General features: G+C 66.6%; 9 protein-coding genes. 5 read left to right on the forward strand and 4 right to left on the reverse strand.

Going from position 1 to position 16444, the window contains the following annotated elements; genetic code table 11:
• Positions 1-534: 534 nt before the first annotated feature.
• The 4 genes from ACIBA9_RS09345 to ACIBA9_RS09360 all read left to right on the forward strand — a co-directional run bounded on the left by ACIBA9_RS09345 (position 535) and on the right by ACIBA9_RS09360 (position 6565).
• The gene (locus tag ACIBA9_RS09345) at positions 535-1140 is read left to right on the forward strand and encodes an N-acetylmuramoyl-L-alanine amidase (RefSeq protein WP_399361196.1); all 606 of its coding nucleotides are present in this window, start codon (positions 535-537) and stop codon (positions 1138-1140) included.
• Between the two features lie 106 nt (positions 1141-1246).
• Complete coding sequence (locus ACIBA9_RS09350; RefSeq protein WP_399361198.1) at positions 1247-2557, forward strand: GAF domain-containing protein; 1311 nt, start codon at positions 1247-1249, stop codon at positions 2555-2557.
• A 56-nt stretch (positions 2558-2613) separates the two neighbouring features.
• Positions 2614-4137, forward strand: coding sequence for an aldehyde dehydrogenase (gene adh / locus ACIBA9_RS09355; protein ID WP_399361200.1), 1524 nt, complete (start codon positions 2614-2616; stop codon positions 4135-4137).
• A gap of 919 nt (positions 4138-5056) precedes the next feature.
• Positions 5057-6565 (forward strand): aminotransferase class III-fold pyridoxal phosphate-dependent enzyme, encoded by a 1509-nt coding sequence (locus ACIBA9_RS09360; RefSeq protein ID WP_399361203.1) that lies wholly within the window; start codon positions 5057-5059, stop codon positions 6563-6565.
• Positions 6566-7169: 604 nt separating this feature from the next.
• Here ACIBA9_RS09360 and ACIBA9_RS09365 read toward each other — a convergent pair.
• The 4 genes from ACIBA9_RS09365 to ACIBA9_RS09380 are packed head-to-tail and all read right to left on the reverse strand — an operon-like array spanning position 7170 to position 14355.
• A complete protein-coding gene (locus tag ACIBA9_RS09365; RefSeq protein WP_399361204.1) occupies positions 7170-8654 on the reverse strand; it encodes an aminotransferase class III-fold pyridoxal phosphate-dependent enzyme in 1485 nt (494 codons plus the stop codon).
• Entirely contained in the window at positions 8651-10159 is a 1509-nt protein-coding gene (locus tag ACIBA9_RS09370; protein WP_399361206.1) for an aminotransferase class III-fold pyridoxal phosphate-dependent enzyme, read from the reverse strand. Before ACIBA9_RS09370 ends, ACIBA9_RS09365 begins: the two co-directional genes overlap by 4 nt.
• Before the next feature lie 22 nt (positions 10160-10181).
• Positions 10182-12848: a phytanoyl-CoA dioxygenase family protein gene (locus ACIBA9_RS09375; RefSeq protein ID WP_399361208.1), complete on the reverse strand. Its 2667-nt coding sequence runs from the start codon at positions 12846-12848 to the stop codon at positions 10182-10184.
• A complete protein-coding gene (locus ACIBA9_RS09380) occupies positions 12838-14355 on the reverse strand; it encodes an aminotransferase class III-fold pyridoxal phosphate-dependent enzyme (RefSeq protein ID WP_399361210.1) in 1518 nt (505 codons plus the stop codon). Before ACIBA9_RS09380 ends, ACIBA9_RS09375 begins: the two co-directional genes overlap by 11 nt.
• Before the next feature lie 1196 nt (positions 14356-15551).
• Between ACIBA9_RS09380 and ACIBA9_RS09385 the strand changes: the two genes are divergently transcribed.
• Positions 15552-15779: a hypothetical protein gene (locus tag ACIBA9_RS09385; RefSeq protein ID WP_399361212.1), complete on the forward strand. Its 228-nt coding sequence runs from the start codon at positions 15552-15554 to the stop codon at positions 15777-15779.
• Positions 15780-16444 lie beyond the last annotated feature (665 nt).

Below are 16444 nucleotides of genomic sequence, written 5' to 3' on the forward strand. Positions count from 1 at the left end.
AACGCACCGGCGCCGTAACGTGATTCGCACGAGGGCCAGCCGACGAACCGTCAGGCCAAGCCGGCGCTCGTGAGACAAGGGCCATCACACGCCACGGGTGGCGGTGGGCCGACATGGATCGGGGGGACAGACATGTACGCAGAGACGACGACCACCAGAGCGCCGGGCCGCGACGCCGTGGTGACTCCCCCGGTCGGTGAGTTGAGCGGACCCGCGCGAACCACCCGACCGGCCGCGCCGCCATGGGCCGCCGTGGGTGAGAGCGGCCGCACCGACCTGGCCGAGCACCCTCGGGAGTGGCCGCCCACGCGGGACTCCCCCCGGGGCATACACGCCCGGTCGCGACAGACCGGGCGAGCGCCGCGCGGCTGAGGCCGCCGCCACACCCGAACGACGCCCCGGGCCCCCGTGCCCGCGGCTCCCTCCGCCCCATGAGCCCACCCGGGCTCCCGAGTGGGCCCGGTACCCGCGGCTCCCTCCGCTCCACGACGCCCCCCGGCTCCCGAGTCGCCGACTCCCGAAAGGCTGCACACGATGGACACGGACCACCCGACGCCACGCATCAGCAGACGCCGGCTTCTGAAAGGCGCGGCGCTGGCAGCCGTCCCCTACGCGCTGCTCCCCGACCCGAGGGCAAGTGCGCAGGCCGCGGCCGTCGACTACCCGCCCGCCGAATGGCAGCCGGCGACCACCGCCAACTACACGTCGTCCGACCGTCCGGACAGTTACACCATCGATCGCGTGATCATCCACGTCACCCAGGAGACGTACCCCGACACACTCGATATCTTCAGGAACCCGGCGAAGAAGGTGTCCGCGCACTACTTGGTCCGTTCGGTGGACGGAGACGTCGCACAGTGCGTGCACGAGACCGACATCGCCTGGCACGCGGGCAACTGGGACTACAACACTCACAGCATCGGCATCGAGCACGAGGGATGGGTCGACCAGCCCGCTTACTTCACCGATGCCCTCTACGAGCAGTCGGCGAGACTCACGGCGGTGATCTGCACCAAGTACGGCATTCCCAAGGACAGAGATCACATCCTCGGTCACTACCAGGTGCCGGGTACCGATCACACCGATCCGGGGCCGAACTGGGACTGGGTCCGCTACATCCGTCTGGTCAACTTCGCCTGACGGCCCTGGCGGAGCGAACCGGCGTCGTGCAGGTTGTCCGCACGAACACCGCGAGTGACGATGGTCCAGCCGCATCATTACTCTTGCGCCCTCTGGGGAGGCCGAGTTGACCGATCCGTGGGTGGCCCTGCAGCCGGGGTCCGACCCTGCCGAGCGTGTCCGGATGCTGCGCCGGGCGCACGAGACGTTCACCACGGTGGGCACGGTGCCGTGCCCCGTGCGGTCCGTGGTCGCCGACTCCTGGCGACGCAGCGCCCGGGCAGGCGTCGGTCCGGACGGCACCGCCAACGTGGAGTTGACCGACGGTGACCTCTGCGCCTACCGCGCGGAGCATCCGCTGGCCCGGGTGATGCCGCTCTTCAGGGAACTGCTCGGGACCTTCGCCGCGGACGGCGAGCACCTGCTGGCGGTGTGCGACGCGCACGGCAGGCTGCTGTGGGTGGAGGGCCATTCCGCGACGCGGCGCCGGGCGGACGGGATGAACTTCGTGCCGGGGGCCCGCTGGTCGGAGACCGCCGTCGGCACCAACGCACCGGGCACCGCGGTGGCCGTGGACCGGCCGGTGCAGGTGTTCGCCGCGGAGCACTTCATACGACGGGTGCAGCCGTGGACATGTGCGGCCGCGCCGGTACACGATCCGCGTACCGGGCGGGTACTGGGAGCCGTGGACATCACCGGTGGAGACGGGCTGGCGCATCCGCACAGTCTCGGTTTCGTGCGGGCGGTGGCGCGGGCCGCCGAGGCACAGCTCTCGCTGCTCGTCCCGCCGGGCGGCGGTGCCGGAGACACGCCGCTGCTCAGTGCGCTGGGCCGGGACGAGGCCGAACTGGTCGTGGACGGAAGGAGGGTGAGACTCAGTCGCCGACACAGCGAGATTCTCGTGCTGCTGTCCCAGCACCCTGAGGGACTCACAGGGGACGAGTTGTCGTGCGCGCTGTACGCCGACGAGTCGGTGACTGCGGTGACCCTGCGCGCGGAGCTGGCCCGGCTGCGCCGGCTCCTGGGGCCCGGGCTGCTCGCTTCCCGGCCGTACCGGCTCACGGTGGCGGTCGACTCGGACGCCACCGTGGTGGAACGACGTCTGGCGGCAGGGGCGTTCGCGTCGGCGGCGCAGGCCTACACCGGCCCGCTGCTGCCCGGTTCGCAGGCACCGGCGATCGTGCGGCTACGGGAGCGGCTCGCCGGCGGCCTGCGCTCGGCGCTGATCGCGCACCGCGACCCGGACCTGCTGGCGGACTGGGCGCATGCGGCGTGGGGCGAGGACGACGTCGAGGTGTGGCGGGCGCTGGCGGCGGCGCGCCCCGCGGCCGCGGTGCGGGCTCGGCTGGCCGCGCTGGAGGCGGAGTTGTCGGTACCGGTCGGCCGGGCGGTGGCGCGGGCCCGGGGCGCAACGTACTTGCAACGTCCGTCTGCATAGCCTCGCGCCGAGAGCTGTCCAAGGGCGGGCAGCACTGCACCGGGAGGCAGACCAGCATGACTCGTTACGCGGCGCCGGGCACCGAAGGCGCGATCGTCTCCTACCAGGCGCGCTACGACCACTTCATCGGCGGAGAGTACGTGCCGCCGTCGCGGGGGCAGTACTTCGAGAACCCGTCTCCGGTGAACGGGCAACCGTTCACCGAGATCGCGCGTGGCACCGCGGAGGACGTCGAGCGGGCGCTGGACGCGGCGCACCAGGCCGCCCCGGGGTGGGGCCGTACGGCGGTGGCGGAGCGTTCGGACGTCCTGCTGAAGATCGCCGATCGCATGGAAGCCAATCTGGAGGCGCTGGCCGTCGCCGAGAGCTGGGAGAACGGAAAGCCGGTGCGGGAGACGCTGGCGGCCGACATCCCGCTCGCGATCGACCACTTCCGCTACTTCGCGGGGTCGATCCGGTCGCAGGAGGGGTCGTTGAGCGAGATCGACGACGACACCGTGGCGTACCACTTCCACGAGCCGCTGGGGGTCGTCGCGCAGATCATTCCGTGGAACTTCCCGATTCTGATGGCGGCGTGGAAGCTCGCGCCGGCGCTCGCCGCGGGCAACGCTGTCGTCCTCAAGCCGGCCGAGCAGACTCCGGCCTCCATCCATTGCTGGGTGAGTCTGATCGCGGATCTGCTGCCGCCGGGCGTGCTGAACATCGTCAACGGGTTCGGTGTGGAGGCGGGCAAGCCGCTGGCGTCGAGTCCGCGGGTGGCGAAGGTCGCGTTCACCGGGGAGACCACGACCGGGCGGCTGATCATGCAGTACGCCTCGGAGAACATCAAGCCGGTCACTCTGGAACTCGGTGGCAAGTCGCCGAATATCTTCTTCGACGACGTGTGGGCGCACGACGACGACTTCCGCGACAAGGCGCTCGAGGGCTTCACGATGTTCGCGCTCAACCAGGGCGAGGTGTGCACCTGCCCGTCCCGGGCGCTGATCCAGCGCGGCCGCTACTCCGAGTTCCTGGAGGCGGCGGTCGAACGCACCCGGCTGATCAAGACGGGGCACCCCCTCGACACCGACACGATGATCGGTGCCCAGGCCTCCAACGACCAGCTGGAGAAGATCCTTTCCTATCTGGACGTCGGCCGGCAGGAGGGAGCGCGGGTTCTCACGGGCGGGGAACGCATCGAGCACGAGGGCGAGTTGAAGGGCGGCTACTACGTCCAGCCGACCATCTTCGAGGGCGACAACCGTATGCGGATCTTCCAGGAGGAGATCTTCGGTCCCGTCGTCTCGGTGGCCTCGTTCGATGACTTCGACGACGCGATCAAGATCGCCAACGACACGCTCTACGGACTCGGTGCGGGCGTATGGACCCGGGACACCAACACGGCCTACCGCGCGGGCCGCGCGATCCAGGCCGGCCGCGTGTGGACCAACTGCTACCACGCCTACCCCGCACACGCGGCGTTCGGTGGCTACAAGCAGTCCGGGATCGGCCGCGAGACACACAAGATGATGCTGGACCACTACCAGCAGACGAAGAACATTCTTTGTTCCTACAGCCCTCAGAAACTTGGCTTCTTCTAGAGCCTGAAGTCGGGTTGCCTGGAGGCATCGTTGCGCTCCGGGCAGCCCGACGCGACGGGCACCCAAGGTAAGCATTTGGTATCCTAGAGTTGCTTTCTGGCATCCAAGGGAGTTCCCGCCGGACCAGTCGCGGACCATTGGCGCCGAAGCACATCACTCCGCGAGCCGCCCACTCACGAGCGCAGCGACCCGCCGATACTCGGCAGGGGCGCCCGAACAGCCGGCAGCTGTGGGAGGGCTCTTCGACCTCTTGGCCGCCTGAACGAATCCGTTTCGCGAGCAAAGGCTCCTCGCGGCGAGAACGGGCCTGCCGGCGTCCACGAGCTGCCGAAACCACGAAGAGTCCAGCTGCCTGGATAAGCCGGGTAAAAAGCCCGCCGCAAGGAAGCCGCTCCCAAGCTCCTGACGTGAACAAGCCCGTTATGCTCCTACTGCTGTCAAGCAGCTTGGAGCCAGTCACGGTAGGCGTGAGTGAGGGCATCGGCTCTGCTGAGTCCTCGTTCCAGTCTCCGCCATGAAGCGTGCGGGAGACCTGTCACTGATCCGTTCACACTCGGCGAGGGTGCCGCCCAGGAGAACGTAGTCGGCTCTGCCTTGCGCAGGACCTTCCGCAGGGCTGGCGCCTCGTCGGCGAGGTGCTCGACGACGGCGGTGACGTAGGCGTGGGCGGTACCGACGGAACTACGGAAGCCCGCAACCAGTTGACCAGGGGGTCGTGCTGGCGCACACGAAAGGTCGCGATCTCCACAAGACGCGTTCGGCGAAGATCTGCCAAGTGCGGGTCAATTCCATAGGGTTGCCTGATCCAGCGCTCGGTTGGTCATCACCACCTCGGTGGAATCGGCCACTCCACGAAATGTGGGTCATGCACCCGTCCGTACGCCGGTCAGACCCTGCCGGCATGTGCTAGAACCGTCGTATGCCGGTCAACGAGAGCTCGTTGTTCCACCTTGAAACGTTAAATCCCGTCCACAGATTCGCCGAGGCGCTCGCCGGTTCCTGTCTCGATCCCCACCTGCCGCTCTCCGAAGGAGACCCTCAAGAGCTGGTCGCGAGAAACCCGGACCTGTTCACCCAGGGCGGTTCTTGGCCGCGAGATGTCTGGGTCACCGGAGGGCTGGGGGCCACGCTCGACACCGTCCTGGTCGACACCGGTGATCGGCAAGAGCTGATCGATCTCTGCACCATCCTCACGGTCCTCGGGATCAACGATCCGTGGGTGAAACTCAAGCAGCTGACCTACTTGCTGTCCCGGAGTCCGCACCACGTCACGATCCGCCTGGGATGCGACATGTACTACAGAGTTGCCCGCCGGATTCTGAAGTGCTTCGACAGGCTAGGCGAACCCGGCGACTACGTCATCAACATGCGCCAGTGCAACGGGTCGGACGCGGTCGAGCTGGCTCTGCACTCAGCGTGGAAAGCGGCAGGTGAATCTCCGAGTCGCCGCAGGCTCGGGACGTTCCTGGGTTCTTACCATGGCGAGGGCCTAACTGCCAGCCTCATCAGCGAGCACCAACCTCAGCACGGTTCCGGACGGCTGCTCGTCGAAAGGGCGAGCAACGTGACCTTTTTCCCCTCCCCGAGGTGTGAGGAAGACGGCTCTTTGAGTGCCGAGTCCCTCGCCGTTCTCGATGCCCTGGAGCGTGACGGCGACGACTACTTCGCCGTGATCATTGAGCCGATCCAGTGGCGCAACTCGGTGCACGCCGTTCCGCTCGAGTTCCTCCGACGGTTACGCGACGTCTGTACGCGCAAGTCGATTTGCCTCGTCTTCGATGAGATCCACAACGGCTTCGGGTACACAGGGACCATCAGCTTCGCGGAGTACAGCGGAGTATGCCCGGACATCGCGGCGATGAGCAAGGGGCTGACCTCCGGGCACGGTTCCCTCGCGATCATGGTCGCCAAGAGGCGTTTCAGCGAGATAGACGGACCGTTCGCGGGGAAGTCCAATGCCGCGGACATGACGTCACTGGTCGCGATCGACGCGGTGCTCGACCGGCTTCTGGGAGTGGAGCCCGAAGACGTCGACGTGATCCCCGATTGGCTGCCTGCCGAGTTGGCCGCGGAGCTCCGCGTCGGTCTGCTCGACACCGCCTACAGCCGCACCGTGGCGCTGGTCGACTTGCTCTTCCTCGAACTGCGGCGCAGATTCCCTCACGTTGTCGGCGCGTCGACCGGGATGGGGCTAGTACGCGGGCTGGTGATGCTGGACGAGTTCGGCCGGCCGTCCGAGGCGGTCGCATCAACGGTGGCGAAGCAGGGCCTCGCCCACGGGGTCTACGTGCGGCAAGCGGGCACCGCCCTGTTCGTCAAGCCCAGCCTTGTACTCAGCCCCGCCGAGGCGAACCTCGCACTCGACGGTCTGTCCCGCACCCTGACCCAGGTGACGCAGGGCCCCGGCGAAGAGGGCGGGTCCGGGTGAGTCCAGGAGGGCCGAGCAGTTGCTCGCTGAGCGTCACGATCGGCGGACCGCAGGTGTCGGATGTAGACGGTCCGGCGCTTGCCTGCCCGACCAACACGCCGCATGTGACGCGTTTTCCGTGACCAGTTCCCGCCGGACTTCCAGTCGCTGCACGTCGCGGCCCGGAACAACTCCGGACCTGGCGGACGAACGATAGAAGTCGCGGTCGCTCGCGAACGCGACGCCGTTGTCAGCGTCCATCTCGCGCGGTTCGACCTCTCGGAAGCGGACGTTTCGGAGCGAGGTGATGGCCGAGGTTCGTAGGACACAGCACGGGTACGCGACCTTCGATCGACCATCGTGGAAGGGACGATCCGCGGCAACTCGCCCAGGTGGCCAGGGTCGAACCGCCCCGCGGCAACCGCTGCCTCATGGCAAGTGACAGGCTTGGTCCGACGGAGCTCCTGCTGAACAGTGATCTTGGTCGACACGTTTCTGGCAGGAGCTCCATCTCTGCTTCAGGCGGCTTGGCACATCAGCCCCACGCCTGACCATCAGCGTTGGTACCAGGGCCGGCTAGCGCAGCCGGGCAGGCACGAAACGGGGCGGCGGGCGTCGACCGGTCTCAACCGGCTCGCGAGCCGGCCACCGCCTCGAGCGTCCTGGTCAGCGCGGTCAGCGCCCGATCGACCTCCCTCTGGGTGATGACCAGGCAAGGCTTGAGGAAGAGTGCGGTGCTGGCCTGCCTGACGTGGACACCGTGGCCCGTACACGCCCTCGCCACCTCGCCTGCGATCGCCGCGGACGGAAGCCCGTCGCCGCCGAGCATCACGAGCCCGCGCATCAGTCCGAGCCCCGTCATCCGCCCCGCCATCGCAGGGAAGCGGTGACGCAGCTCGGTGAGCATCTCGTCGATCATCCTGACGGCATGTGCGTAGGTGGTCAAGAGAAGGCCCTCGCGCAGGTCCCGTTCCAGTCCGATGGGGAGCCAGTCCGGAAGCGACTCCGCATCAGGCCCTTCCACTCCAAGCAGCCGGTCGAGCACCGCGTCGACCGCCACGAGCGACAGCATGTTCGCCGAGTTCGACTTGAATCCGAAGGGCGACTCAACGGTGCCGAAGGCGCGGTCGGCGACGATCATGGACAGTGTTCCGTGTCCTGAGGTCAGCCCCTTGCCCAGCACCGCGATATCAGGGTGCACACCTGCTGTCTCTCCATACCAGATGGCCCCGGTGAATCCAAACCCGTTCTGCACCTCGTCGAAAATAAGGCAGATCGATTTCGCGGTGCAGATCTCGCGAAGCCTCCGGAGGAACTCGACCGGAACCACATGGACAGCGTTGCGCCACGGAATTGGTTCGATGATCACGGCGAAGTACTGCTCACCGTCACGCTCGAGGGCTGCGAGTGTCTCCAGGGTGGCCGCACTCAGCCGTCCGTCCGGACCGGCTTCCGGGACCGGGAACTGCTCGACATTGTCGGCACGGTCCAGGAGGACTCGGCCGGAGCCTCGGTCGGGCTGGTGGTCGCTCGCGAGAACGCCACCGAGATTTGACCCATGGAACGCGCCCACGAAGGAAGCGAGCTTGCGGCGTCCGGGGGACTTGCGTGCCGCCGTCCAGGCAGCGTGGAGCCCCAACTCGATCGCCCCCGATCCGGTGCACTCGCGCATGTTCAGGACGTAGTCCCTGCCTCCTCCGGTCTTGTTGAAGTGCCGCGAGAGTCTGTTCGCTACCCGGTAGTAGAGATCGTTCCCGAAGCGGACGGTCACATAGTGCGGACGTTCCGACAGCACGTGTGAGATCTGACGGAGCCTCACCCAGGGGTCGTTGAGCCCCAGCACGGTGTTCTCGGTCATCGAACACAGGTCGATGAGCTCCGATCCGTCGGACAGTCGGAGGGTGGCTCCGCGACCGGCGACGGCTGTAAGGGGACGCGGCGCCGAGCCGCGTGTGAACATTTCGGGTTCGTGGTCGTACGAAAGTCCGTCCGATTGCCGGTACTGCGGCTCCGTGGGGTCCAGTACGGTTCCCCGGAGCGCGGTCACCAACGGCTTGAGGCCCTGTACGTCGGCCAGCGCGGGCACCGTGTCCTCGGCGTCACCACTCATTCAGCCTCCTCCCGAGCTGCGCGGTGCAGAACTTCCTCGAAGGTGGCCGCCAACCGGGTCCCGGCCAGCTCGAAGTCAGCCTCGGTCGTCGACAGACTGGGTTTGACGTAGACGCAGTGGCCCGCTCGGCGGACGTATACGCCGTGCTTCAGACAGATGTCCGCGACTTTGCCGGCCACCACCCCGGACGGCCGACCGTCCTGGCCCAGCATGGCGACACCGCGCATCAGGCCGGCACCGCTCGCGGGCCCGACGAGCGAGGGGAACCGGCGCTGCAGATCGGCCAGGAAGTCCTCCAGCATCCCGACCACACGGGGATAGGTGATCTCGAGAAGGCCATCGCGCAAGTCCCAGACCAGGCCGGGTGGCAGCCAGGTGGGCAAAGTCGCGAACTCCTCCGGAAGCATGCCCGTGAGCCGGTCCATCACCGCGTCGACCGCGACGAAGGACAGCATGTCCCCCGAGTTGGTCTTGCTTCCGAATGGAGCCTCCACCTCGGCGAATTCTCGCCGGGCGACGACAATGGCCAGCGCACCGTGGCCCGAGGTCAACGCCTTGCCCGTGGCCACGATGTCCGGGCAGACATCGCTGCTCTCCGCGAAGAAGATCGCCCCTGTGTATCCGAACGCGTTCTGCACCTCGTCGAAGACCAGGCAGATCGACTTCCGCGTGCACACGTCGCGCAGCCGTCGGAGGAACTCCAGCGGTACGGCGTGCACCGAATTGCGCCACTGGATCGGCTCGATGAGCACGGCGAAGTACTCCTCGCCGTCACGCTCCAGGGCGTCGAGCGTGGCGAGCGCCTCCGTACTGAGGTGGCCGCCGTCCCCACCTTTGGGTGAAGGGAAGTGCACGACGTTGTCGACACGATCGACCAGTGCGCGCCCGGCACCGTACCCGGGATCGTCCTCGCAGACGAGGCTGGCCAGCATGCTCTCACCGTGGTACCCACCCTGGAAGGTCGCGAGTCTGCGTCGGCGCGGTGCGTCACGGGCCGCGAGCCACGCGGCGTGGAGCGCGAGTTCCACCGCGTCCGAGCCGTTGCACTGGCGCAGGTTGATCGCGAAGCCGTCGGGCGCCCCGAAGCGACTCAGCCGGCTCAGGATGCGATGGGCGACGCGGTAGAACAGGTCGCTTCCGATCCGAGCCGGGAGGTAGTGGGGCTGCGAGGAGAGCAGGAAGGCCGCCTGCCTGAGCTTCACCCACGGATCGTTGACGCCCAAGACCGTGTTGCAGGTCATCGAGCACAGATCAACCATCTCGAGGGGTGTCGCGGTCTGGGCCGACGTGCCTTGGATCCGCGAGCCGAGCGCTGTGTCCGCCCAGAACTCTCGCGCGAGGGAGCCGCCTGCAGTGAAGAGCCTGGCGTTGCCGGCCAGGTGCTCTTGAGGAGTGAGTTTGGTCAGCCACCTTCCGGGGTCCAGGTAACCGCCTTCGAGTCCCGCGACGACCTGACGGATCGACTCGACAGTCGAGAGGTGGAACGGCGCGTTGTCGAGGGCCATGAACTCCTCGCCCGTTTGCGGGTCACGCATCTGGTCGGATCGCCTCCCCTGTCTCTGTGAAGGTGTCCTCGGCCACCATGTGGGCGAACAGATCCAGGAGTTGCCGGCACTCCTCCTCCAAGCCTTCACCCCCATGCGCAACGAGCAGCCGATGAGCGTACGCGCACGTGAAGTACAGATAGGCCGCGGTGGTACGAAGGCGCTGAACTCCATCGCAACGCCCGAGTGCGTCGCGGAGGTCGCCGAGCAGGGCAGAGCAGTTCGCCGCTGCCTCTCCCCGCGCGTGGGAAGACAGGGCATCGCGCGCGCGTTCGGCCGTCTCACCGGCGGCGGCCAGCGGATTGCTGTTCTTCCACAGACACGACCCGATCCCTACCACCACATGAAGGCGTGTCGTGACCTCGGTGTACTGCTCGTCGCCCAGGGCTGCATCGCGGATTTTCACCAGGGCGATGTCGCGACCGCGGTCGTCCTCGAACCGGGCGGACAGGCGCAGGTCGAGGTCCGCGTTGAGATCCGCTGCCATGACATCGACCAGGTCGAGCGCGTCGCCGGTCCACCGAGGTTTCGTGGCAGCCAGGTCGGGAGTCGACCGGTACTCGGAGCACATCGCGGCCAGGCGATCCTCGTCCTCGACCGAAGAACGCCAGGCGGGGGAATGGCCACGGTGAGCGGCAGTGGCGTTGCCGGAGGCCGATCCGACCAGGATCGGGTCGGAGAACATGAAGAAGGATTCCGCGGACTCGCGCGCGAAGTTGAGGGTGAGCACATCACGAGTCTTCGAGAGGTTGCGGTGCCCGGAGTGAATACCGTTCGTATCGAACACGATGCAGGTTCCAGACGTTCCATAGCCGAGGAACAGGCCGCCGTTCCCGAACCGGAGAGCTTCATCGAGCGTGAACTTCGTCTCTCGTTGAGTCTCGAAGTCCCACTCGACCTTTTGGCTTCCGCAGACGTAGCGCAGGGCCTGGCCGTCGGGTGTCACATCCGTCAGCAGGACCATGACCTTCAGTTCTTCGAACGGCCCTTTGGTCTTCATGTCCTGGTGGTAGTCCCAGGCACGGTATCTGAGCGGCATGCACGGGCCTTGCCGGTATCCCCGCGCCGACACGAACCGTGACGGGCCGTCGAAGTAGCGGTCCCGGATCTCCGTCAGGGCGGGGAGGTGGGCGAGGTCTTTGATCATCTCGACGGTGCCACGCGCGCACTCGTCAACTGCGAGGTTGAACGAGAGCTGTTGCAGAGAAGTCGTTTCGCCCTTCTTACCGATCTCGGCTTCGAAACGCTCACGCAGTCCGAGGAGCATGGGGTCGTCGACGAGCCCGCTGACTGCGACGATTCCGTTGTCCCGGAATCCGTGCTCCTCGGACACCCCTTGGTGCCTTGGCTTCAACTCGCCAGTCCAAGTACTACGAACGCGCCGTCGCACGGGCGTCTGGTCGTGAGCCAGGATGGACAGCACCGGACCCGACTCATGCACCACGGGCTTGGGAGCGGTGATGTCCGGCGGGTCGACGAGGCAGCGGGCCAGCGCACGGCTTTCGGCGATCGACTCGGCCTCGTCGCGGCGCCAGGCGTCTCCGTCCAGGGTGGCGAGCAGCAGCCGCTCGCGGTAGGTCAGCGCCTGCCAGTCATGGTGGTCAGCGATCCAACTGTGATCCCAGTGGCAGATGACCTCTGGCAAGAAGTCGGGCCATAGCTGCGCTCGTTGTTCCGCCCTCACGCAGGCGGGCGGCGGAGCCCCGAACTGGAACGACTCGTAGGCGAGGCTGGTGGAGGACGCGCCTGCCACCAGAGCGTGCGGCACGTGGTCGGACGTGAGCTCGCCCACTTCGACGCCACGCTCGACTCCGCGCTCGTATCCACAGAAGAGACCTGCCTCGTGGAACGCGATCGCGAGGTTGTCAGGTCCCCCGACGAGACTGAACCGCGCGGTTCCCGTCAACGAAGGGTCGTGCCGGAGATTGCGCAACTGGAAGAAGCGCGGATGGTCGCTGACCATGCTGGGATCGACGGTGTCGCCGTGGGCCGCAGCCAGGAAGCGGCAAGCAGCCTCGCGGTAACTGGTCACTAGGGCGGCAATGTTGCGTCTGGCTGTCCGAAACGGTTTCGACCAGGGGATGCCGGCCGTCACGTCATTGCTGAGGCAGTCGTTGTCCTTGAATCTCGCGAGGATCCCCAACGGGCAGGGTGTACTCGCCGCAGCCGAGCCGAGGGAGTTCGTGAACTCGACGTCCATATCGGTGCACAGGCCCTGTTCGATCACGAAGCTGAGCAGCCGCGCATAGTCCGACACCACGGAAAGATTACCTTTGGCGTCATCGGGCCTGAAGAAGTGTGCATCGATCTCGGCGTGAATGTGCTCGAGAATGACACGCTCGTCCGCGTCGGCGGCCGGGATCGTGCTCACGTCGCGCACTTGGATGTCGAGCCGACTCGCGAACTCGAGTACCTCCCTCGCGGCGTCCGGCTCGAGAACCGAACCGGCGACGATGAGCAGAATCCGGGCGCCACCGTTCATCGCACGCAAGCGCGCGAGCCGGGCACGGTGCTTCGCCGGGAGACCGTCGGCACTGATCCAGATGCGGACTTGGTCCAGACAATTCACCGTCAACGTCTCCGCCGTGTACGCCGGAGCGCCGGTCACCAGGTCGAGGTGATCGGACCGCCCCTCGGCGTCAGTGCTCATCACGAAGCCGCAGGACGTCATCGAACGTCTTCGTCAGGGCATCCAGAGCGACCGCTGTTTCCGCCCCGTTCAGCACGATGCAGGGCTTGAGCAGAACGGCGGTGTCGGCCTGACGGACATAGACCCCGTGTGCCAGACAGACCTTGGCTGCCGCCACAGCGAGACGCGTGGATGGCTGACCATCCGCATCCAGCAGCACCAGTCCTCGCACGAGGCCCACGCCTCGGGGCGCACCGATGAGTCTCGGGAAGCGACGGCGGAGCTCGGCGAGCAGCTCGTCGACAAGGGCGACAGCGCGCGGGTACGCGGACGCGAGCAGGCCGCCCCGCAGCTCGGCCGCCAACCCAGACGGGAGCCAGGCAGGCAGCATTTGCCCCTCAGCCCGCTCCAATCCCAAGAGCCGATCCAGAACGGCGTCCACAGCCACGAGCGCCAACATATTGCCGGAGTTGGACTTGGCCCCGAACGGACTCTCTATCTCCCGGTACTTGCGCCTCGCGATGATGACGGCGAGCGAGCCGTGCCCCGAAGTCAGAGCCTTGCTGATCGCACTGATGTCGGGGCTGACGCCGGATGTCCGCGCATAGCTGATGGAACCGGTGTATCCAAATGCGTTCTGCATCTCGTCGAAGATGAGGCAGATCGACTTCCGCGTACACACATCCCGCAATCGGCGAAGAAACTCCAGCGGCACCGTGTGCACCGAGTTGCGCCACTGGATCGGCTCGATGATCACGGCGAAGTAGGAGTCGCCGTCCCTTTCGAGGGTGTCGAGAGTCGACAGGGCGCTTGCGCTCAGCTCCTGGGCGTCGTTCGACTCCGGGGTGGGGAAGAAGACCACGTTGTCGGGCGCGTCGGCGAGCAGACGACCGGGCTGGTGCTCGCTCACCCAGTTCGCGGTCAGACTCTCCCCGTGGTAAGAGCCACGAAAGGTCGCCAACTTGCGGCGTTCGGGAGTCGGGGCAGCGGCCTTCCAAGCAGCGTGGAGAGCAAGCTCGACGGCGTCGGAGCCATTGCACTGCCGTAAGTTGACCACGTAGTCGTCAGGACCATCGATGTCCCGGAAGCAGCCGAGGATCCGTCGCGCTATCCGGTAAGTCAGGTCGTGCCCCATCCGAGCGGTCAAGTAGTGCGGCTGGGAAGAGACCAGGAACGACGCCTGCTTCAACTTGACCCACGGGTCGTTGATCCCCAGGATCGTGTTCGCGGTCATGGAGCACAGGTCGATGAGGGTGAGCGGAGTGTCCGTGGCCACCACTGTCGCGTCCACCGTCGCGCCCAGACCGGAGTGGGCCCAGATGTCCCGTGGAGCAGATCCAGTGGTAAACAGCGCGCTGTTGCTGGCAAGTTGTTCCAGCGGCCCGAGGGCCGACTTGGGCCGATACGGATCCAGACACGTGCCGTCGAGCTCGGACAGAAGTGCGCGGGCGGATGGCAGGTCCTCCAGGTGGAATCGCTCTGCACACTCGACGCTCTCGGACGATGCAAGCCCATCCCCTATAGCCACGGGGCGAGCGTACAGCGACCTTTCCATGCTGAACAGGTCCCCGAACGGTCGCGCACGCTACCGCACAACTCGGACAACACGCCCTCGCCGCAGCCGCCGTACTCACCGCCGCCGGCACCCTTCTCATCGACTATCCCGCCACCGGCGGCGACCTCAGAGGACAGCGCCGGCGCGGAGCTCGCCGCCGGCTTCTCACCCGCGTTGACGCCGACGAAGCCCGTGTTCAGTCACGGGACGAAGTCAAGGAGCGGGCGAGGGGAAGCATGTCCGGGTCGAGCTCCGGACCATACGCGGACCAGCAAGTCGCCATCGGTTCAGCCCCGCGCCATCTCGCCTGGTCAGCGGCACGCAGTGCGGGTACCACCAGCAGACGAAGAACATTCTTTGTTCTTACAGTCCTCAGAAGCTCGGCTTCTTCTAGAATCTCAAGTGGGTTGGTCGGAGGTACTGTTGCACTCCAACTATCCCGGCAGGCCAACTACCGCTTGCAATCCGGTCAGGACTTTGTGTCATCACAAGGATCCGGCGCGAGCGCATCCCGGACCGACCGCGGGCCAAAGTACGCCTGCCAGGGAATGGAGATCATCTGGCGAGACGCGGCAGGCTCTCGGCCAGGTCCCCAGCTCGAAGCCACTTGCACTTGTACTCCACGACCCCGGTCGACACCTGCAGCAGCTAAGGCAACGGCCGGCCCGCTATCGCTCGGCTCGGTCCCCGCATCCAGCCATGCACCCGACCGGCCGGCTTGCGGCCACACAACTCGGGCTCCTACATCCTGGACCAAGCTCCTGGACGGGACCGGGGTACTGAGGCGAGAACGCGCAGGCAGGGTGTTCCGCTGTCGCTCCTGGTGGGCTGCGTCGAGTATGAGTGGTCTCCGCGCAGAGCACTGCCCATCCATCGCCGAGGAGTTGGTCTAGGACGCAGCCGGTGCCGCGTTCCGCCTCGGCTTCGCTGCTGAACCGGCGCGCGCGGGGCCCTGGCCTGCGTCTGGATGCCGAGGCGCTGGCGAACGGACCTAGCCTCCACGCGCAACGACGCCCCGGCCCTGGGATCTCGGGCGGGGCGTCGGCGTGTTCACCGCCTCCGCCGGGGCCGCCACATCTGGGCGCTCCCAGGGCGGGCCGGCCGCGGCGCCGGATGGGCTTGCAGCCGGTGTCGATGATCGCCGCCTGAGAGGGTCGAAGGACTGAGTGATGTCCGGGAAGGCCTGTTCGGCAGACCGCAACGACCGCGCCTTCCAGGTGGCCTGGGGGCCGCTTGCCGCTGTGCATCGCCAGGCCAACGCGGTGGTGTTGCTCCACCGGTACAGCCTCGGGGGTGACATCTCACTCAACCGGCGAGCGCTCCTCGAACATGCTGCACGAATCCGGTGGCTTGGCGAGGACGGCGTGGAAGCCGTCGAGACCATGAACCATGCGTGAACCGCGGTCGACCGCCCCACTGACCTACCGTTCTCCAGGTTTGCGATATCGCTGCGTTCTGGCTATTCCATGCGGTCAAATGGTCAAGTGCGCGCCGGCAGTGCGGTCGGTGGGGAAAGGGGCTGTAGTGATACCTCGCGTCGAGAACTCTGCCCTACTTTGTCCTGAGATGTTTCGGCGGGTCGATGAAGTACCGGCGCCAGTGCGAGCGGGCATCGCCCACCGCCTACAGGAGGTGGCCGTGGCCCGCGGTGGCCTCCTCCACGCTTGCAGCGCTTTCAATTCCATTTACTTCGATTACGACCCGCGACTCCGCCGCTATATGCGCGAACCGGACCCCGACTGCTTCGCCACGGTGTCGGTCGGCGGCAGGCTTCCCGTGCTGCCGACAGGGGCGTTCGTCCGATTGACCCGCGGCAGTCGTGAACTGTGGGGCGAGGTCGCTGCGGTGCTCGGCGCAGCAGCGGATGTCGATGAGGACGGTTGGACGGGAGCAGCCCGGTCCGGCGCTCCAGCGGAGGCGGGCCAGGACCGGCAGCGCGTCATCATCGACACAGACGTATTTGGCCCCCTAAGACCGTGTCCTATGTGGTGAGGCGGAGTAGTCGTTTGTAGCAGCAGATGGCGGCGGCGAGGCCGAGAAAGGCCAGGTAGTTACGGGGATC

Origin of the sequence: Streptomyces sp. NPDC051452 (assembly GCF_044454765.1) — a bacterium.
Classification (GTDB): domain Bacteria; phylum Actinomycetota; class Actinomycetes; order Streptomycetales; family Streptomycetaceae; genus Streptomyces.